Annotated in this window: 14 protein-coding genes; 3 read left to right on the top strand and 11 right to left on the bottom strand. The window is 67.4% G+C overall.

The window, feature by feature from the left end; translation table 11 throughout:
• Positions 1 to 52 precede the first annotated feature (52 nt).
• On the top strand, positions 53 to 427 hold the full coding sequence (locus ACFTSA_RS04685; protein ID WP_377949993.1) for a hypothetical protein: 375 nt from the start codon (positions 53 to 55) through the stop codon (positions 425 to 427).
• Positions 428 to 491: 64 nt separating this feature from the next.
• Here ACFTSA_RS04685 and ACFTSA_RS04680 read toward each other — a convergent pair whose 3' ends face one another.
• The 4 genes from ACFTSA_RS04680 to ACFTSA_RS04665 all read right to left on the bottom strand — a co-directional run bounded on the left by ACFTSA_RS04680 (position 492) and on the right by ACFTSA_RS04665 (position 6,606).
• Complete coding sequence (locus tag ACFTSA_RS04680; RefSeq protein WP_377949991.1) at positions 492 to 1,199, bottom strand: hypothetical protein; 708 nt, start codon at positions 1,197 to 1,199, stop codon at positions 492 to 494.
• A gap of 190 nt (positions 1,200 to 1,389) precedes the next feature.
• Positions 1,390 to 2,952, bottom strand: coding sequence for an FAD-dependent oxidoreductase (locus ACFTSA_RS04675; protein ID WP_377949989.1), 1,563 nt, complete (start codon positions 2,950 to 2,952; stop codon positions 1,390 to 1,392).
• Positions 2,949 to 5,180, bottom strand: a complete 2,232-nt coding sequence (locus ACFTSA_RS04670; RefSeq protein WP_377949988.1) for a molybdopterin oxidoreductase family protein — start codon at positions 5,178 to 5,180, stop codon at positions 2,949 to 2,951. The genes ACFTSA_RS04675 and ACFTSA_RS04670 overlap by 4 nt, the downstream gene beginning before the upstream one ends.
• A 1-nt stretch (position 5,181) precedes the next feature.
• Positions 5,182 to 6,606, bottom strand: a complete 1,425-nt coding sequence (locus ACFTSA_RS04665) for an MFS transporter (protein WP_377949987.1) — start codon at positions 6,604 to 6,606, stop codon at positions 5,182 to 5,184.
• Positions 6,607 to 6,887: 281 nt separating this feature from the next.
• Here ACFTSA_RS04665 and ACFTSA_RS04660 point away from each other — a divergent pair, with 281 nt between their 5' ends.
• Positions 6,888 to 8,297 (top strand): MFS transporter, encoded by a 1,410-nt coding sequence (locus ACFTSA_RS04660; RefSeq protein WP_354261894.1) that lies wholly within the window; start codon positions 6,888 to 6,890, stop codon positions 8,295 to 8,297.
• A gap of 106 nt (positions 8,298 to 8,403) precedes the next feature.
• Here ACFTSA_RS04660 and ACFTSA_RS04655 read toward each other — a convergent pair whose 3' ends face one another.
• The 4 genes from ACFTSA_RS04655 to ACFTSA_RS04640 all read right to left on the bottom strand — a co-directional run bounded on the left by ACFTSA_RS04655 (position 8,404) and on the right by ACFTSA_RS04640 (position 14,345).
• Positions 8,404 to 10,215, bottom strand: a complete 1,812-nt coding sequence (locus ACFTSA_RS04655; RefSeq protein ID WP_377949985.1) for an acetyl/propionyl/methylcrotonyl-CoA carboxylase subunit alpha — start codon at positions 10,213 to 10,215, stop codon at positions 8,404 to 8,406.
• 102 nt (positions 10,216 to 10,317) lie between these two features.
• Positions 10,318 to 10,977: a Maf family protein gene (locus tag ACFTSA_RS04650; protein WP_377949984.1), complete on the bottom strand. Its 660-nt coding sequence runs from the start codon at positions 10,975 to 10,977 to the stop codon at positions 10,318 to 10,320.
• Between the two features lie 52 nt (positions 10,978 to 11,029).
• Entirely contained in the window at positions 11,030 to 13,585 is a 2,556-nt protein-coding gene (locus ACFTSA_RS04645; protein WP_377949983.1) for an MMPL family transporter, read from the bottom strand.
• Between the two features lies 1 nt (position 13,586).
• Entirely contained in the window at positions 13,587 to 14,345 is a 759-nt protein-coding gene (locus ACFTSA_RS04640) for a TetR/AcrR family transcriptional regulator (protein WP_377950223.1), read from the bottom strand.
• 214 nt (positions 14,346 to 14,559) lie between these two features.
• Here ACFTSA_RS04640 and ACFTSA_RS04635 point away from each other — a divergent pair, with 214 nt between their 5' ends.
• Positions 14,560 to 15,129 carry a hypothetical protein gene (locus tag ACFTSA_RS04635; RefSeq protein WP_377950222.1) on the top strand — a complete coding sequence of 190 codons (570 nt, stop codon included), beginning with the start codon at positions 14,560 to 14,562 and terminating at the stop codon, positions 15,127 to 15,129.
• Between the two features lie 45 nt (positions 15,130 to 15,174).
• Here ACFTSA_RS04635 and ACFTSA_RS04630 read toward each other — a convergent pair whose 3' ends face one another.
• From ACFTSA_RS04630 to ACFTSA_RS04620, 3 genes are all read right to left on the bottom strand, one after another.
• Entirely contained in the window at positions 15,175 to 15,879 is a 705-nt protein-coding gene (locus ACFTSA_RS04630; RefSeq protein ID WP_377949981.1) for an alpha/beta fold hydrolase, read from the bottom strand.
• Between the two features lie 141 nt (positions 15,880 to 16,020).
• Positions 16,021 to 17,421 (bottom strand): dicarboxylate/amino acid:cation symporter, encoded by a 1,401-nt coding sequence (locus ACFTSA_RS04625; protein WP_377949980.1) that lies wholly within the window; start codon positions 17,419 to 17,421, stop codon positions 16,021 to 16,023.
• Between the two features lie 252 nt (positions 17,422 to 17,673).
• Positions 17,674 to 19,359, bottom strand: a complete 1,686-nt coding sequence (locus tag ACFTSA_RS04620; protein WP_377949978.1) for a DUF885 domain-containing protein — start codon at positions 19,357 to 19,359, stop codon at positions 17,674 to 17,676.
• Positions 19,360 to 19,403: the final 44 nt, after the last annotated feature.

The raw sequence follows: 19,403 nt of genomic DNA, 5'->3' as shown, positions 1-19,403 counted from the left end.
TGCGGAGATTTTTCTTCCAAGCGGTCGGACCGCGGAAGCCCAGGAGCGTGCCATGATCACTGTCCAAAAAGCCGCAATTAACACCGCCCTCGTCGCGGCACTCGTGGGCGGTGGTGCCTACCTAGCCATGGGCTATCCCGTCCTTGCCTCGTCCACAAACGGCACGGGAAGCCAGGCCAGCACGGACACCAAGGGTGCCCACCAGGCCAACGGGATTACCGAGCAGCTGCTGACGGGGAGCACTGCCACACGGGTGCGGAACGCGGTGCTGGCCGCCAACCCCGGCGCGACGGTTCGGCGGGTTGAGACCGACGCCGAGGGTGCGGTCTACGAAGCCCACATCACGAAGGCTGACGGCACGCGGGCAACGGTGAAGCTGGACGGCTCTTTCAACATCACGGCCACGGAAGCCGGACACGGACGGTAAAAATCCGGCAGCAACAGCAGAGGGTCCGATGATGACATCGGACCCTCTGCTGTTGTGCCCACACTCAGGAGCAGGCGTACGGGGGAACGGCGCCACCGGGGGCAAAGGGCTGGAACCAATGCCGGACGTCCAGGTTTCCAGGGCTGTGTTCGACGGCGGTGTCCGCTTCGCCCGCACCGTCTGCGTACAGGGTTTCCGAGTCGGCATCCTCCAGCAGGACCTCCTCTACGATGGTCCGCCACTCCTCGGGGAGGTCCAGTTCGTAAATGTCCTCCGTTATCCTGGCCTGGTCGAGCAGGCAACGGACCGCGAGTTCGCCCGCAAGGCAGCCGGGGGCGGTCCACCCGCGGGCCAGGGACGCGGTCACGTCCGACGCCACCACGATGAACCGCTGGGTGAACTTCGCATCGTAGCTGGAAGCGAACTGCGGGGGCAGCGAGGACAGCACGGATGTTCCGGCGATGGCCTCGGGCGTGACCGTCTCCAGTTCGTGCAGCGTGCCCAGGTCGCGGAACAGCTGGTCGATGAGGATGCTGGACGAATTCCACAGCAGGCCGGCCAGTAGACGGGTCTGGCGGACGGACCGCTCCCGCTCGCCGGGGCTTTCAGTGGCCATCTCGGCAAGATCCTCAGGGTCGAACTGGAGCCGCTGCTCGGCGGTCATGTCATCCGGGTGCGGGTCCAGGCCCAGGAGCTCCAGGCTCAGCCCGGTGAGCTTTTCGGAGTCGGCCAGCAGTTCTTCGGTGATGTCGTCGTCTTCGTCGGCATTCATGATCCCGATGCTACCGGCCAACGGCGGCATGCCCGATTTGTGTGACGCGGCAGCTCAGGGTTCTCCTGGCAGGGCCACCGCACCGCTCCGTCGAGGCAGAACGTCGTACCAGCGGCGATCGCCGCCGGTACCCGAAGTATGACACCTCCGGTGCCGGAGCCATCGCAGGTCCGGTCACCCGGCAGCGGCCTTAGGCGGCAGCCCCCTGAAAGTGCTTCTCGATCAGACCTTTGATGTTCTCGTGGCAGCCGCCGCAGCCGGTGCCGGCCCGGGTGGAAGCGGAGACCTCGGCCACGGTGGAGCAGCCGCCGGTGACGGCGTCGGCGATCTTGCTGCCGCTCACGCCGGCGCAGCGGCACACGGTGGCCTCGGGGTCGTTGGAGGCCCCGGCCGACGCCAGCTGGTCGGGTCCGTCAAGGCGCAGGAGCAGGGACCTGTCCGCGGGCAGCTCGGCGCCGCGTTCGAAGAGCTGCACCAGCTCTCCCGCGGTGCGCGGCATGCCCACGCTGACCAGGCCTTCCAGCACTCCGCCGCGGGTGGTCATCTTGACGTAGCGGCCGTGCTCGGGGTCGGCCCACTGGGCGATCTGCAGCCGCGGCCTGCCGTTGACGGCCCCGGCAGTCAGGACCTCCTCGTCCCACGGTTCTGCAGAGTTGTCCCCGGCCACGGCCATGTTCATGCCGCGGGCCTTGAGCACTATCACGCCGGGCTTCTCCCGGGGGAGCGGGGGCAGCGAGTCCGCGTCCTCCGCGGAACCCTCGGACAGCAGCAGGAGGTATTCGGCGAGCCATTCGGCCTGCCGCCAGCCGGGGCCCACCAGGCCGGACGGCCCCCGCGCCGTGCGGCACTCGACGCAGGCAGGATCCGGGCAGCGGACCTCCGCGCAGTCGCCGATGGCGAAGATGTGCGGCTCGTGGTGCGCCCGCAGCCGGTGGTCCACCAGGATGCCTGTCCCGGTGGAGAGCCCGCAGCCCTCGGCAAGCTCAATGCGCGGGCGGACGCCGCAGGAGAGGACCAGCAGGTCCCCGTCGATCGCCGATCCGTCGTCGAGCAGCAGTGCCGAGAAACCGCCGTCGGGAGCGCTGTGCTCAATGCCCGTGGAACGGGCGTTGCCGGCCATCCGGACGCCGCAGTTCCGCAGGCTCGCGGCCAGGACGGCGCCGCCGCCGCGGTCGATGTTCCGGCCCAGCGGGTGGGGTCCGTTGTGCACCACCGTGACCGTGGCGCCTTCCTCCGCGGCCGCGAGTGCCGTCTCAAGTCCCAGCACGCCGCCGCCCAGCACCACCACGCGCTTGTGGCCGGCCACCGCCTGGCGCAGCACTTCGGCGTCGCGGAGGTCGCGGAGCGCGGTGACGCCCGGCGGGAGGACGGGAGCGGCGGGGTCCGGGTTCAGCCCCGTGAGGTTGGGGATCACTGGCCGGGAACCGGTGGCGAAAACCAGCCGGTCGTAGTGGGCGGAGGTGCCGTCCGAGAGGATGACGGACTGCCGGGCGCGGTCCACGCGCCGGACCTTCACGCCCAGCCGGACGTCCACGCCGCCGGCCACCAGTGCTGCGGCGTCGGCGAGGGCCAGCGCCTCGGGGGTGGTGCGGCCCACGCCGAGGTCGGCCACCAGCACCCGGTTGTAGGCGGCCTCGGACTCCTGTCCAATGACCGTCAGCCCCACCTGCCCCGCACGTAGTGCCGGCAGCAGCTCGTCGACCAGCCGCGCGGCCACCGGACCAAATCCGACAATTACAACCTGCTCGCTCATGAGGCCTCCGCTGTTTGAAGAAGACTGGCGGCGGGGGTGGCCGCTGCCAGCCGGACCCACACCTTGTTGAACTTGAATTCGGGCATCCCCGAGATGGGGTCCGTGGCCGCTTCAGTCAGCCGGTTCGCGCTCTCCAGTTCGGGAAAGTGGAACGGCAGGAAGACGGTTTCGGGCCGGATGGCAGTGCTGAGCTCGGCCCGGCAGACCACCTCGCCGCGTTCGTTGGCCACCGAGACCTCCGCGCCGTCCGTGATGCCCATGGCCGCGGCGGCGGCCGGGTGGATCTGTACCCTGGCTTCGGGCTGCGAGGCCAGCAGTTCCGCCACCCGCCGCGTCTGGGCGCCCGACTGGTAGTGCTCCAGCAGGCGGCCGGTAATGAGGGTCATGGGCTTGGCTGCCGGAGCTGAGCTGTCCCGGTCGGGGTTTGCAATAGGAGTACGACGGCGGCGCGGCGCCACCGGGGTCATGACCGCCTTGCCGTCGGCGTGGGCAAAGCCGTCCAGGAACATGCGCGGGGTTCCGGTGCTGCCGGCGGGGTAGGGCCAGTACGCAACCGCGCCGCTGTCGAGCATGGCGTAGTCGATGCCCGAGTAGTCGGCGGCGCCGCCGGCAGATGCCAGGCGCAGCTCCTCAAAGACTGTTTCCGGGTCGTCACTGTAGGTGGACGGTGCCTCGAGTGCCTCGGCCAGCCGGGCCATGATCCACAGCTCGCTGCGGGCTCCGGCGGGCGGCTGGATCGCCTGGCGGCGGCGGAGGACACGGCCTTCGAGGTTGGTCAGCGTGCCTTCCTCCTCGGCCCACTGCAGCACCGGCAGAACGAGGTCGGCCTCGGCCGCGGTCTCGGACATGAAGAAGTCACAGACCACCAGGAAGTCCAGGCTGCGGAGCCCGCGGATGACAGCGTTGGCGTCCGGCGAGGCGACCGCGATGTTGGAGGCGTGCACGAAAAGGCACCGGACGCCGTCGGGCTGCCCCAGTGACTTGAGCAGCTGCACTGCCGGCAGGCCGGGGCCCGGAATGAGCGACTCGGGGACGTTCCAGACCTTCGCCATGTGCGCGCGGGCGGCGGGGTCGGTGATTTTGCGGTAGCCGGGCAGCTGGTCGGCCTTCTGGCCGTGCTCGCGGCCGCCCTGGCCGTTGCCCTGGCCCGTGAGCGTGCCGTAGCCGCTGCGGGCGCTGCCGGGCAGGCCCAGCAGGAGGCCGAGGTTGATGGCCGCCGTGGCGGTGTCCGTGCCGTCCACGTGCTGTTCCACGCCGCGTCCGGTGAGGATGTAGCTGCCGCCCTGGCTGGCACCGCTGGCCAGCCGGCGGGCCGTCTCGCGGATGAGCTCGGCGGGCACGCCGGTGATGGACTGGACGCGCTCCGGCCAGTAGGCGTTGACGGACCGGACCACGGCGTCGAAGCCGGTAGTACGCGCCTGGATGTAGCCAGTGTCGAGGAGGCCTTCGTGGATCACCACGTGGGAGAGGCCCAGGAGGAGAGTGAGGTCGGTGCCGGGAAGTGGCTGCAAATGGATGCCGCCGTTGTTGGCGGTGAACGCCGCGGTGGCCGAACGCCGCGGATCCACGACGATGAGGCCGCCGGCGTCGCGGACGCCCTGAAGGTGCTGGACGAACGGCGGCATGGTCTCGGCGACGTTGGAGCCGAGCATCAGGATGGTGCTGGCAGTGTCCAGGGCCTCAAGCGGGAAGGGCAGTCCGCGGTCCAGGCCGAAGGCCCGCATGCCCGCCGCAGCCGCGGACGACATGCAGAACCGGCCGTTGTAGTCGATCCGCGAGGTGCCCAGCGCGAGGCGGGCGAACTTGCCCAGCTGGTACGCCTTTTCGTTGGTGAGGCCGCCGCCGCCGAAGACACCGACGGAGTCCGCGCCGTACTTCGCTTTGGTTTCGCGCACGGCGGCGGTGACGCGGCCCAGGGCCTCGTCCCAGGAGATGGGGCGGAAGACGCCGTCGGGGCCCTTGAACATGGGCTCGGTGACGCGTCCCGGGTGCTGCAGGAGCGAAGCGGACGTCCAGCCCTTGCGGCAGAGGCCGCCGCGGTTGGTGGGGAAGTCACGTCCGTTTACCTCAAGGGCGAGGCCCTCTCGTGCCGGAGCTGCCGGCACGGGCGCTGGCCCCGGCTGCACAGCCGGGGCCAGGCCCGTTGCGGCCTGGGCCGCAGGGGACTTGAGCGTCATGGCGCACTGCAAAGCGCAGTAGGGGCAGTGCGTGTCGGCGCTTTTGGTCATGTTAGACGTGTCCCATCGCGTTTCGGTTGGCGTTGCGGATGTAGCAGAACCAGCAGACGGTGAGCATCAGGGCGTACGCTCCGACGAAGCCGTAGAAGGCCGGGGTGTAGGAGCCGCTGGCGGTGTTGGAGGCATTGAGCACCTGCGGGATGACGAACCCGCCGTAGGCGCCGATCGCGGAGATCAGGCCGAGCGCGGAGGAGGCCAGGCGCTGGGTCTGCACGGAGCTGGCTCCGGAGCGGGCCGCGCGGCTGGACGTCGCGAAGATCACCGGGATCATGCGGTAGGTGGCGCCGTTTCCGAAGCCGCTGGCGGTGAACAGCATCAGGAAGAGGACCAGGAAGAGCCAGAAGTTCTTCAGCGGCAGGGTCCAGATCATGGTCAGCGTGATGACGGCCATCGAGGCGAAGGCTGTCACCGTCATCCGTGCTCCACCCATGCGGTCGGCCATGCGCCCGCCGTAGGGGCGGGCCAGCGAGCCGACCAGCGGGCCGAGGAAGGCCAGGGAGAGGGCCACGGCGCCGACGTGGATGGAGGAGAACGCCGGGAAATAGTCCTTGATGAGCTTCGGGAACACACCGGCGAAGCCGATGAAGGAGCCGAACGTTCCGATGTAGAGCAGGGCCATGACCCACAGGTGGGGTTCCTTGATGGCTGCGAGGGACCCGGCCACGTCGCCCTTGGCGCTGGTGAGGTTATTCATGTACTTGTAGGCGCCGAAGGCTGCCAGGAGGATCAGCGGAACCCACATCAGGCCGGCGACGGGGAGGTTGACGGTGCCGGCGGCCAGCAGCGTGATGGCGATCGGGACGGCGAGCTGTGCCACGGCGGCGCCGAGGTTTCCGCCGGCCGCGTTCAGGCCCAGGGCCCAGCCCTTTTCACGTGCGGGGTAGAAGAAGGTGATGTTGGCCATCGAGCTGGCGAAGTTGCCGCCGCCGAAGCCTGCGAGGGCGGCCACAAACAGCATGACGCCGAACGGTGTTTCCGGATTGGAGACGCACAGGGCCAGTCCCAGCGTGGGGATCAGCAGGAGCAGCGCGGAGACGATGGTCCAGTTCCGGCCGCCGAAGCGCGGCACCATGAACGTGTAAGGGATCCGGAGCGTGGCGCCCACGAGGCTCGGCATGGAGATCAGCCAGAAGATTTCAGAGGAGCTGAAGGTGAATCCAGCGGCGGGGAGCTGGACCACCACGATGGACCACAGCTGCCAAACGACGAAGCCGAGGAACTCGGCGAAGATGGACCAGTTGAGGTTGCGACGCGCGATGGAGCGGCCCTGGGATTCCCACTGGTGCTTGTTCTCGGCGTCCCAGTTGGCGATCCAGCGTCCGGGACGCTCTTCAAGGGCGGGTGCGTCGGTGGTTGTGGCGGCGGCCAGATCGAGGGAATTATGGGTTCCGGCGTCTGCGGTGCGGTCAGCAGTCACGGTATACCTCCTTGGGGAATGTTGTCCTTCCAAGGTAGGGATGGCGCGTTTCGCAGACGGTCGTGGTTTGTTAACGTGCTGTGACATTTGCCTATCAGCGCCCGTCGGGCGGCGTTAGGCTTGTCGGACGACCTCATGCTGAGACAACCCGAAACGTCCATATGTTGAACTCACTTGTCCGTTCAATGGACTTCGGGAACTAAGATTGAACTCTGTTTTATCCCTGTTTTTGGAGGGGCTTCCGAGCGAGGCCCGTCCAGTTCTCATGAAAGCGTCCCCACATGTCATCCACAGCCACCTCGCACTCCGGCTCAGCCAAGCAGGTGAACTCGCGCGGCCGCGTGATCGTCGCAAGCCTTATCGGCACCACCGTCGAGTTCTACGACTTTTACGTGTATGCCACCGCCGCGGTGCTCGTCTTCCCGAAGCTGTTCTTCCCGGGCCAGAATGAAACCACCCAGTTGCTGAGCTCCTTTGCAGTCTTCGGCGTCGCGTTTATCGCCCGCCCGCTCGGGTCCGTGGTCTTTGGCCACTTCGGCGACAAGTTCGGCCGCAAGGGCACCCTGGTGGCTTCCCTGTTGACCATGGGTATTGCCACGTTCCTGATCGGCTGCCTGCCCACGGCCACAGTTCCCGGGTGGGAGTTCTGGGCTCCGGCGCTGCTGGTCGTCATGCGCTTTGCGCAGGGCCTGGCCCTTGGCGGCGAATGGAGCGGCGCCGCCCTCCTTGCCACCGAGAACGCCCCGGCCAACAAACGCGCCATCTACGGCACGTTCCCTCAGCTGGGCGCACCCATCGGCTTTGTCATTGCCAACGTGATCTTCCTGGTGGCCAGCTACACCCTGGCTCCAGCCGCCTTCGAAGCCTGGGGCTGGCGGGTGCCGTTCCTGCTGAGCGCCGTCATGGTGATCATCGGGCTCTACGTGCGGCTCAAGCTCATCGAAACACCGGCGTTCACCAAGGTCCTTGAATCCAACGAAGTGGCCAAGCTCCCCATCGGCCGGGTCTTCAAGACCAGTTGGTGGCCCCTCATTTTGGGCACGTTCATTATGTTGGCGACGTACGTGCTGTTCTATCTCATGACCACGTTCACGTTGACTTACGGCACACGCCCGGCCACGCTGGAAGCGGCCAAGGCAGCTGCGGAAAAGGCAGGCAAGCCGATGACCGAGGCTGCGGCCGCTGCCTTTGTCCCAGGCCTGGGCTACACCCGCAACGACTTCCTGTGGATGCTGATCGCGGGCGTGGTGTTCTTCGGCATCTTCACCCTGGTCTCCGGCCCGCTGGCCGAAAAATATGGCCGCCGCAAGATGCTGCTCGCCGTCACCGCGGGCATCTTCGTCTTCGGACTGCTGTTCGTCCCGCTGTTCAGCGGCGGCTTCGTGGGCGCCATGGCCGTGCTGATCCTCGGCTTCACCCTGATGGGCCTCACTTTCGGCCCCATGGGCGCGCTGCTGCCGGAGCTGTTCCCGACCAACGTCCGGTACACAGGATCCGCAGTGAGCTACAACGTCTCCAGCATCCTCGGCGCAGCGCTGGCGCCCTTCATAGCCGTGTGGCTGTGGGAAACGGCGAAGGGAAGCCCGGTGCTCGTGGGTGTGTACCTTAGCGGCGCGGCTGTACTGACGCTGGTAGCCCTCTTCCTGAGCAAGGAAACCAAGGACCTGGACTACGAGAACAACGTGGCCTGATTTCTGGCGGGCAGAAATGCCCGGTGTGGATTTTCCACACCGGGCATTTCTTATGCTGTTTTTCAGTGTCGGTGGCTCAGTGTCGGCCGCTCAGTATTAAGTCGACTTAGTCTTCGATCGTGGCGATGACGGCGCCCGCGGCTACCGTCTGGCCCGCCGCGGCGGACAGGCCGGTGACAGTGCCGGCACGGTGTGCGGTGAGCGGCTGCTCCATCTTCATCGCCTCAAGCACGACGACGAGATCCCCTTCGGCGACGACGTCGCCGTCCGCCACGGCCACCTTAACAATCGTTCCCTGCATGGGGGACGTCAGGGCGTTGCCCCCGGCGGCGGCGGTGGCGCCGCCGCTGCGGCTGCGCTTTTTGGACTTGGCCGGCTTTGCGCCGGCGGCTGACGCCCCGCCGAAGCCGAGGCTGGCCGGCAGCGCCACCTCGAGCCGCTTGCCGCCCACTTCCACCACCACGGTGCGGCGCTCAGCGGCGTCCTCACCTTCCGGTGCAGCGCCGTTGGGCGTCCAGGCCGGAAGGTCGTTGACGAACTCGGTTTCAATCCAGCGCGTGTGGACGCTGAACGGACCCTCGGCCGGCGCGAACGCAGGGTTGCTGACCACGGCCAGGTCGAAGGGGATGACGGTGGGAATGCCTTCCACCACCATTTCCTCGAGGGCACGGCGGGCACGCTGCAAGGCCTGCGGGCGGTTGGCGCCGGTAACAATCAGCTTGGACAGCATCGAGTCGAAGTTGCCGCTGATGACGTCGCCCTCTTCGATGCCGGAGTCAATGCGGACGCCGGGGCCGGTGGGGTTCTTCAGGGTGCTCACGGTGCCCGGTGCCGGCATGAAGTTGCGGCCCGGATCCTCGCCGGTGATGCGGAACTCGAAGGAGTGGCCGCGGACCTCAGGGTCACCGTAGCCCAGCTCTTCGCCGCGGGCCAGGCGGAACTGCTCGCGGACCAGGTCGATGCCGGTGACTTCCTCGGAGACGCAGTGCTCCACCTGCAGACGGGTGTTGACCTCGAGGAAGGAGATGGTGCCGTCCTGGCCGACGAGGAACTCGCACGTTCCGGCACCGAGGTAGCCGGCTTCCTTCAGAATGGCCTTGGACGATTCGTAGAGGCGCTCGTTCTGCTCCGCTGTCAGGAACGGGGCCGGGGCTTCCTCCACGAGCTTCTGGTTGCGGCGCTGAAGTGAGCAGTCGCGCGTGGAGACCACTACCACGTTGCCGTGGGCGTCGGCGAGGCACTGGGTTTCGACGTGGCGCGGGGCGTCGAGGAACCGCTCGATGAAGCACTCACCGCGGCCGAAGGCGGCGGTGGCCTCGCGGACGGCGGAATCGAAGAGTTCGGGGATTTCCTCGCGGGTGCGGGCCACCTTGATGCCGCGGCCACCGCCGCCGAAAGCAGCCTTGATGGCCACGGGCAGGCCGAACTTGTCCGCGAATTCCAGGATTTCCTCGGCGGACTCAACGGGGTCGGCGGTGCCGGGAACCTGCGGGGCGCCCACCTTCTCGGCGATGTGGCGGGCCTGGACCTTGTCGCCCAGGGCAGAGATGGATTCCGGCGAGGGGCCGATCCAGGTGATGCCGGCACCGATGACCTTGGCCGCGAACTGGGCGTTCTCGGACAGGAAGCCGTAGCCGGGGTGGATGGCGTCGGCGCCGGACTGGCGGGCCACCTCGATCAGCTTGTCCATCACGAGGTACGACTCGGCCGCAGTGTTGCCGCCCAGGGCGTACGCTTCGTCGGCGAGCCGGACGTGGAGGGCGTTCCGGTCAGGATCGGCGTAGACGGCGACGGAGGCGATTCCCTCGTCCCGGGCTGCGCGGATGACGCGGACGGCGATTTCACCGCGGTTCGCGATCAGAACCTTGGTGATTTTTGACTGCACTGGACCTGCGGACTGCTCCGGCTTTACTGACAAGGCGTCTCCTTCTTTCCTTCAGGGAGCCTAGCCTGAATTTGAGGATTCCGCTGATATTACTGGCGGAATCCGCGTGTAAGAGGCCCGGCTTTTGTAGGGAAGCTACAACTCCCCGGGATTTGCCGAGTCGGGCAGGTCCTGCCAGAACTCGGTGATGCTCACGTTCGCCTGGGCCAGCAGGGAACGCAGGGTGGATACCGACAATCCGACGACGGCGTGCGGGTCGCCGTCGACTTTCCGGATGAACGCGCCGCCCAGGCCGTCGATCGTGAACGAGCCGGCGCAGTGGAGCGGTTCGCCGGTGGCGATGTAGGCGTCGATCTCTGCGAGCTGCATCTCCATGAAGTGCACCTCCGCGGAGGCGACGCTGCCCAGTGTGGCGCCGGAGCCGCCGTCGTCGCCGGTGTCCCGGCAGTCCACCAGCCAGTGGCCGGTGTGCAGGACCCCGCTGCTGCCGCTCATCCGCAGCATCCGCTGCCGGGCAATATCCACTGTGTACGGCTTGCCGTGTGACTCGCCGTCGAACTCAAAAACCGAATCGCAGCCGAGCACCAGGGCCCCTTCGGCTTCCGGAAGCGAGGCGACCGCCTCAGCCTTGGCGCGGGCCAGGAGCAGGGCGGTGTCGTGCGGATCGGTGACGCCGTAGCGCGCCTGTACGGCGTCCTCGTCGACGTCGGACACGAGGACTTCGTGTTCGATGCCTGCCTCGGTCAGGAGCTTGGTGCGGGCGGGGGACTGCGAGGCAAGAATGAGGCGGGTCACGGCTCCAGCCTAATTCATCCCGGATAGGCGTTGCTTTTGCGGCGGGTACTTCCTACCGGGCGGCCGCCTCCGCGGGCTCGGCACCGGGTTGGGCGTCCGGCGCGGCCGCGGTCGCCGGGGCAGACCTGCTGAGCTTCGCCCCTTCGACGTCGACATCCGGCAGGATGCGGTCCAGCCAGCGCGGCAGCCACCAGGCCTTCTCGCCGAGGAGGTACATGACCGCCGGAACGATGGTCATGCGCACCACGAAGGCGTCAACCAGCACGCCGAACGCCATCGCAAAGCCGAGCGGCCGGACCATGTTCAGGTGCGAGAAGATGAAGCCCGCGAAGACGCTGACCATGATGATCGCTGCGGCGGTGACCACCGCCGAGGCGTGGCTGAAACCGGAGCGGACAGCATGCTTCGCCGACTCGCCGTGCATGAACGATTCACGCATGCCCGAGGCGATGAACACCTGGTAGTCCATGGCCAGCCCGAACAGCACCCCGATGAGGATGATCGGCAGGAAGCTCAACACGGCGCCGGGGTTGTCGACGCCGAACACCGCACCCAGCCAGCCCCACTGGTAGACCGCCACCACGGCGCCGAAGGCGGCAGCCAGCGACAGCAGGAAACCGCCGGTCGCCAGCAGCGGCACCACGATGGAGCGGAACACCAGCAGCAGCAGGATCAGCGACAGCCCCACCACGATGGCCAGGTACGACGGCAGCGCGTCGCCCAGCTTCGAGGACACGTCGATGTTGCCTGCAGTCTGGCCGGTGAGGCCGATGCTGACCCCGGTGGTGTCCTCGATTTGGACGCGCTCGGCGCGGATGCCGGACACCACGTTGACGGTGCTGGCGCTTGCCGGCCCTTCCCTTGGGATGACCTGGAAAACCGCGGTCCCGCGGTCCTCGCTGAGTGCCACCGGAATGACGGCGGTGACGTTCTCCGTCTCCCGCAGGATGTCCGCGACATCCAGCTGCTTGGCCGTTGCTTCGGACTCGCTCAGGCCATCCGGGAAGTCACCCACCACGATGATCGGTCCGGTCATGCCTTCGCCGAAGCTGCGCTTGGTGGCGTCATAGGCCTTGAATGCCTGCGAATCGACAGGTTCGGAACCGCCGTCGGGCAGGGCGAGCCGCAGCTGGGCCGCGGGCAGGGCCACGATGCCCAGCGCCAGGACGCCGGCCAGCATGGCCGGCACCGGGTGCCTGGTGACCAGTCCGCCCCAGCCGTGGCTGCTGCGGTGTTCGTCTTTGGCGCGCTCCTCGGCCTCACGGTTGGGGTCGGCGTTGTGCTTCGCTGCCCTCGCCCAGGCCCGTCTGGAGATCAGCCTCCTGCCCACGAGGGAAAGGATCGCCGGCGTCAGCGTCAGGGCAACGAGAACGGCCACCGCGACGGTCCCGGCGGCGGACACGCCCATGACTCCGAGGAACGGAAGTCCCGGGACCACCAGCGCCGCGAGGGCGATGATGACCGTCAGGCCGGCGAAGAGCACGGCGTTCCCGGAGGTCCCGGTGGCGCGGGCCACCGACTCCTCCGGGTCCATGCCCGCCAGCAGCTGCCCGCGGTGGCGGTTGACGATGAACAGTGAGTAGTCGATGCCGACGGCGAGCCCCAGCATGAGGGCGAGCATCGGGGAAATGGAACTCATGTCGATGAGGCCGCTCAAAGCCATGGTGCCGCCGACGCCCACCGCCACGCCGATCACGGCCATTAGCAGCGGCAGCCCGGCGGCGACGAGTGTGCCGAGCATGATGATCAGGACCAGTGCCGCCACCGCGATGCCAATGATCTCGGCCACGCCGAAGATCTCGGAGACGTCCTCGCTGATTTCCTTGCTGGGCAGCGCGGTAACCCCGGCCGGTGCAACCTCCTGCACGATGTCCTGGACTTCCTGGCGCACGTTGGGGTCCAGCCCGTTGATGGAGGTCCTGAACTGGACCTGGGCAATGGCGGCCTTGCCGTCCTCCGAGACGAAACGCAGTCCTTGGGATGCTTCGACCTGGCGCTTGGCCAGTGCGAGCCTCGCGTTACCGGCCTCCAGTTCCTTCATTCCGGCGTCGAGCTTTGCCTGGCCGGCGGCCAGCGCGGCCTTTTGCTGGCCCAGTTGGGCCTCGATGGCCGACGCCGGAAGCCCGGCAGCGGTCATCTGCGCCTCGGCCGCGGCCAGCTGTTCCTTCCCGGCGGCCAGCTCGGCGGCGGCCTTATCCAGCTGGGCCTTGCCCGCGGCTGCCTTTGCTTCGCCGCCGGCCAGATTCCTGGCCGCCTGGTCCAGCTGTGCCTGCGTGGCGAACGGGTCGACGGTTCCCCGGACGTCCGGAAGGGACTCGAGCTTGGTCAGGGCAGCAGGCACCGCGTCCCTGCCGGCCTGGCTGAACCGGGCGTCATCTGCCTGGAACACAACCCCTGCCGAGCCGCCGGATGACGCGGGCAGCTCCTTCTGGAGCTTGTCCGCCATCCGCTGGGTCTCCGTGCCGGGAATCTGGAAGTTGTTGGACAGCGTGCCGTGAAAGGCTGCCGCCGCCCCGCCGACTGCCAGCAGGACCGCCAGCCAGAGGGAGATGACGAGCCACCGGTGACGGTAGGAAAACTTGCCAAGGCGGTACAGGAGAAGTGCCATGTCAGGACCGTTCTGCGTTGCGGGTGGAGGATTTGGCGGAAGATTTCTTCGAACCCGCCGGCGGCCCGGCGAAACCGGATCCGAGCAGGCCCATCGAATCGATGAGCAGCCGGCGGAGGATCGCCAGCGACTTGGGGGAGAGGTCGGGTCCGCAGCGGCGGAACCAGACGTCCATGGCAGCCTTGCCGCAGGAGACGACCGAACCGGCGAGGGCCCGGACGTAGAGCTCGTCCTGGTCAGAGCCGGTGTCCGGTTCAGTATCGGTGTCTGGTTCAGTGCCGGTGTCCTGCTCAGTACCCGGTCCCCGGGGGGAACGCTCGCGGGCCGCGGCAACGATCTGCTCGGTGCAGTGGTCCCACGCCTCGAGTTCGGAGCGCGCCATCAGCGGGTTGCCCTGGGTCAGTCCGAATAATTCGGCCAGCGGCGCCACTGTCATGGGATCTGCCAGTGCAACCAGGGCGGCGCGGGCGGATTCGAGGATGGGTTCGTCCGCGGGACGCCGGCGGAACTGTTCGAGGGCGCTGTCCAGGAAGCCGTGGGTCACGGACGCGATGGCGGCTTCGGTGCTGCTGAAGTAGTTGAAGAAGGTCCGGCGTGAAATGCCGGCAGCCTCGGCAATGTCCTCAACCGTGAAGTTTCCGGGGCCGTGCCGCCGCAGCAGCGCAAGCGTTGAGCCGGTTATTGCCTGTCTGGTGGCGGCCTTATTCAGCTCGCGCCGGGAGACGGGCACGTCGGCGTCGCCAGGGACAGGCGCCGGCACGGCGGCCGGGGAGGAAATGGAAGCGGACACCCATTTACACTACGTGCAAGTTTGCACTCTGCGCAACCGCTGGAAGAGCCTTAGAGCCGGGGGTGAAATTCACAGCGTCTTCACAGCTGGACAAAAGCAGTTCTTGAGGAGGAGGGTGCATCCTGTTGTCGTGGCCGGCACGGCGGCAATGATGCCTCAAGGCCGGCGGATCGAGGAGCGGACCATGGAGCGTTCAAAGAAAGTGGCTCTCGGACTGGGCGCGGCTGCCTTGGCGCTGGGCACCGGGTTCGGTGTCACCGGAATGGCGGCCACAACAACAGCCACTCCCACGCCTATCCCCACATCAAGCAGCCCATCCAGTGGTGCTACCGATGGGCCGCGGTTCGATGGCGGCCGGCACGGGCACGGCCATGGATACGGACGCGGTCACGGGGTCCTCAAGGGGGACGCCGAGGCGCTCGCGGCCAAGCTGGGCGTGGACCAGGCCAAGCTGGAGGACGCCCTGCGGGCATTCCGCCAGGCAAACCATCCGAACCGCCCCCGCACGGACGGCACCAAACCGGACAAGGCAGCCAGGGAGACGGCGCTGGCAGCCTCGCTGGCCAAGTCACTGGGCATCGATGAAGCCAAGGTCAAGGCCGCGCTCGAGGAACTCCGGACCCAGGCGCAGGCGGACCGTGCCGCCGCCCTGAAGGGCCGGCTCGATCAGGCGGTGAAGGACGGCACCCTCACCCAGGCCGAGGCGGATGCCGTCACGAAGGCCGTGGAGAAGGGTGTGATCGGCGGCCGGTAGCGGCACGGACGGGCTGGCCGCCGGATCCAGTGTGCAGGCGGCCTGTCAGTTTGTCCGGTCGACGGCGGCGAGGATTGCCGCTCCCAGTTCCGCGGGCTTGGTGAACTGGGGCCAGTGCCCGGTGGGCAGGTCGACGAGTTCCACATCGCGGATGCGGGCGAGCTCCTCGACGTAAGGGTGCCCTGCGTCCATCCACTCCGTCAGCAATGAGGACGGGAACTCGCAGGCGATCACCGTGGCAGGAACGTCGTACCGGCGCACATCACGAAGGTGCTGCTTGTCGCAGGCCACGGCCTTTGGCTGCGGGATGGACCGTGCGCGGAATGCTTCCCTCAGCCCGTCGTCGAGATCGGTGAGGTCGGCGTCGTCGAACACGTCCCAGGAAGGCAACGGGATCTCATCACCGTCAGCCGGCAGTTCATCATTGATGACGCCGCCCTCGCCAAGTGGTCCGCTGTCCACGTAGACCGCACGGACCACGCGGTCCGGGCGCTCGTCCACAGCGCCATGGATGATGGCGCCGCCGCCGGAATGGCCCACAAGGACCAGCGGGCCCTCAATCCCGTCAATGGCTTCCACCACCGCGTTGATGTGGTCGCGGAGCCCGATGCCCGAACGCCTGGCGTCCTTTGCCTCGAGCCCCGGGAGGGTCAGCGCATGGATCTGGTGGCCGGCCTCCACCAGCGGGGGAGTGACGCCGGACCACGAGGAACCATCGAGCCAGAAACCGGGAACCAGAATGATGTCCATGCCGGTACCCTACCCTTGCTCCCCGCCGGCCGGGCCCATTTCGCCGCCCGGGCCCATTTCGGCGGCCGGACTTCGGGTAGCCGGTCTTAAACGGGAGTGCCCCGGGGCTGTACTCCCCGGGGCACTCTCAATCAAGAAGAGTCAGGCCTTCGATGCAGCCAGTTCACGCTCGACGGCGGCGGGGGCCTCTTCCTCGCGGAAGGCCTCCCCGGTGCGCGGTGCGTTGTAGAGGGTTTCGTCGAGGATCCCCTGGCGCTTGGCCACGATCGTGGGCACGAGTGCCTGTCCGGCCACGTTGACGGCCGTGCGGCCCATGTCCAGGGTGGGGTCGATGGCCAGCAGGAGTCCGACGCCGGCCAGCGGCAGTCCCAGCGTGGAGAGGGTCAAGGTCAGCATGACGACGGCGCCGGTGGTTCCCGCCGTGGCAGCAGAACCAAGGACGGAGACCAGGGCAATCAGCAGGTACTGGCTGAAGTCGAGCTGGATCCCGAAGAACTGGGCCACGAAGATCGCGGCGACGGCCGGGTAGATCGCAGCACAGCCGTCCATCTTGGTGGTGGCACCCAGCGGAACGGCGAAGGAGGCGTAGCCCCGCGGCACACCGAGGTTGCGCTCGGTGACGCGCTGGGTCAGCGGCAGCGTGCCGATGGAGGAACGGGAAACGAAGGCCAGCTGGATGGCCGGCCACGCACCGGAGAAGTACTGCTTGACGGACAGGCCGTGGGACCGGACCAGGACCGGGTAGACGCCGAAAAGCACCAGCGCCAGGCCGATGTAGATGGCGACGGTGAACTTGCCCAGCGAACCGATGGTGTCCCAGCCGTAGACGGCCACCGCGTTGCCGATCAGGCCCACGGTGCCCAGCGGTGCGATCCGGATGATCCACCACAGGACCTTCTGGATGACAGCCAGCGCAGAGGCGTTGAGGGCGAGGAACGGCTCGGCCTGCTTGCCCACCTTGAGGGCGGCAACGCCGACGGCGATCGCGATCACCAGGATCTGCAGGACGTTGAAGCTGACGGAGGTGGTCACGGCGCCGGAGTCGGAAACCGTGGAGCCGGCGCCAAGGCCGAGGAAGTTCTTGGGGAACAGGCCGATGAGGAACGCCCACCAGTCGCCCTGCTTGCCGTCGTACTCCGCGTCGCCGGAAATTCCGGTGTTGGCGCCCGGCTGCAGGAGCACGCCCAGCCCGATGCCGATCAGCACGGCGATCAGCGACGTGATGGCAAACCACAGCAGCGTGTTCCACGCGAGCCGCGCCGCGTTGGAGACCTCACGCAGGTTGGAAATGGAGCTCACCACGGCCGTGAAGATCAGCGGCACGACGGCGGTCTGCAGCAGCGACACGTAGCTGGAGCCGATGGTCTGCAGCGTTGCGCCCAGTCCATTGGGGTTCGTCTTGGTGCTGCCAGTGTACTTGGCCAGCAGGCCAAGGCCGAGCCCCACGATCAGGGCCGCGACGATCTGGAAGCCGAAGGAACCTGCCCACCGGGGCAGCTGGAAGCCGGAACGCCCGGCCGTGGATGAAGTTTGAGTGCTCACCACAACAAGCTAGGCCGCATAAAATACAGCTTCCAGCGCACATTGAGAAATATTACGCGTCCCCTAGGGCCCATAAGGGGGCCGATGCCCGGTAAATCGGTACAGGACCGGTGTTTTATGAAGTTATTCCCATGGCGTGTGTGGCAAACATCTCCCCATGGCCGGGGAGTTTTCGTCCAGATATCGCGACCTGGAGAGCCTTTAACTCGTGATATCTGGACAAAAACTCGGAGCCCCGGGCGGCAGGGCGGGTCAGTCGAGCATGGCGCGCTTCAGGGTGTCGAGGCCTACGGAGCCGATGTTGAGCGCCTTGGTGTGGAAGGCCTTGAGGTCGAACTCCGGCCGGGCTTCGAGCTCCGCGCGGATCTGCTCCCACAGCCGCTGGCCCACCTTGTAGGACGGGGCCTGGCCCGGCCAGCCGAGGTAGCGGGCGAACTCGAACTGCAGGTTGCCCTCGCTGATGTCCAGGTTGGCCTTGAGGAAGTCGAAGCCCTTCTCCGGCGTCCAGGTGCCCGTTCCCCAGCGCGCGGGGACGTTGAGTTCCAGGTGGACCCCGATGTCGAACACCACCCGGGCAGCCCGCATCCGCTGCATGTCCAGCATGCCCATGTGGTCCCCCGGATCCTTGAGGTAGCCGAGTTCCTCCATGAGCTTCTCCGCGTACAGGGCCCAGCCCTCGCCGTGCCCCGAGGTCCAGCAGACGTTGCGCCGCCAGCTGTTGAGCAGTTCGCGCCGGTAGACGGCGGTGGCCACCTGCAGGTGGTGGCCGGGCACACCCTCGTGGAACACGGTGGTGGTCTCGGCCCAGGTGGTGAACGTGTCCTCGCCGGCGGGGACTGACCACCACATGCGCCCGGGCCGGCTGAAGTCGTCCGACGGGCCCGTGTAGTAGATGCCGCCCTCGTCGGTGGGCGCGATCCGGCATTCCAGTGTCTTCATGACGTCGGGAATCTCGAAGTGGACGCCGGCAAGGTCGGAGACGGCACGGTCAGAGAGCTCCTGCATCCACGCCGTCAGGGCATCCGTTCCCTTGAGCCGGCGGGCGGGATCGCTGTTGAGGATCCCCTTGGCCTCCGCGATGGAGGCGCCCGGCTTGATCTGTCCGGCAACCTGTTCCTGCGCGGCAATGATCCGCTCGAGTTCCTCAACGCCCCACGCGTAGGTTTCCTCGAGGTCGACGGCGGCGCCAAGGAACACCCGGGAGGCCAGTGCGTAGCGTTCCCGGCCCACAGCGTCCTTCTCCGGTGCGACCGGCAGCAGTTCCTCCTGCAGGAACGCGGCCAGTCCGGTGTACGCTGACCGTGCGGCGGCAGCACCGGCGTCGAGCTTCTCCTGCAGTTCCGCCGGCAGCGGGCCGTCCGCTGTTTTGGCGTCGGCGGCGAGCTTGGCGAAGAAGCCGTCTTCCGCAGCGTATTTGGTGGTCTGCTCGATCACAATCGACACCTGGCGCCTGGCCGAGACCTTGCCGTTGTCCTTGGCTGTCCGCAGGGACTCGATGTAGCCACTGATTGCGGCCGGTACGCTGTGCGTGCGGCCGGCGATATTGGCCCAGTGTTCCGCTGTGTCCGTGGGCATGAGGTCGAAGATCGACCGGATGTTCTGCGCCGGGCAATCGATGTTGTTCAGCTCGGCCAGGTTCCAGCCGGAAGCGTGGATCTCCAGCTGGAGTCCAAGGCGTTCGCGCAGGGCATCAAGGGTGACAGCGTCGACGTCGTCAACGGGTTCCAGACCCTCGAGAGCCTCCAGGGTCTTCCGTTCCGCCGCGGCGAACCTGCCGAGCCCGGCAGGGGAAAAGTCCTGGAACTCCGTGTCGTGCCCCGGGATGCCGAGCGTGGTGGCAAGGCTCGGATCCAGGGCGAGGAGCGTGTCGGTGTGGGCGTCGGCGACGGCATCGATGGCGGTCCGGGGGCGCGCGGGGGCGGCAGATTCAGTAGTCACCCCACGAGACTAACCGCGGGGTTCCGGTTATGAAAGAGTCGCTA

Source organism: Arthrobacter sp. NPDC057013, assembly GCF_042674585.1.
GTDB lineage: Bacteria > Actinomycetota > Actinomycetes > Actinomycetales > Micrococcaceae > Arthrobacter.
The sequence above is the reverse complement of the archived record's forward strand: the minus strand, read 5'-3'. Positions and strand labels throughout refer to the sequence as shown.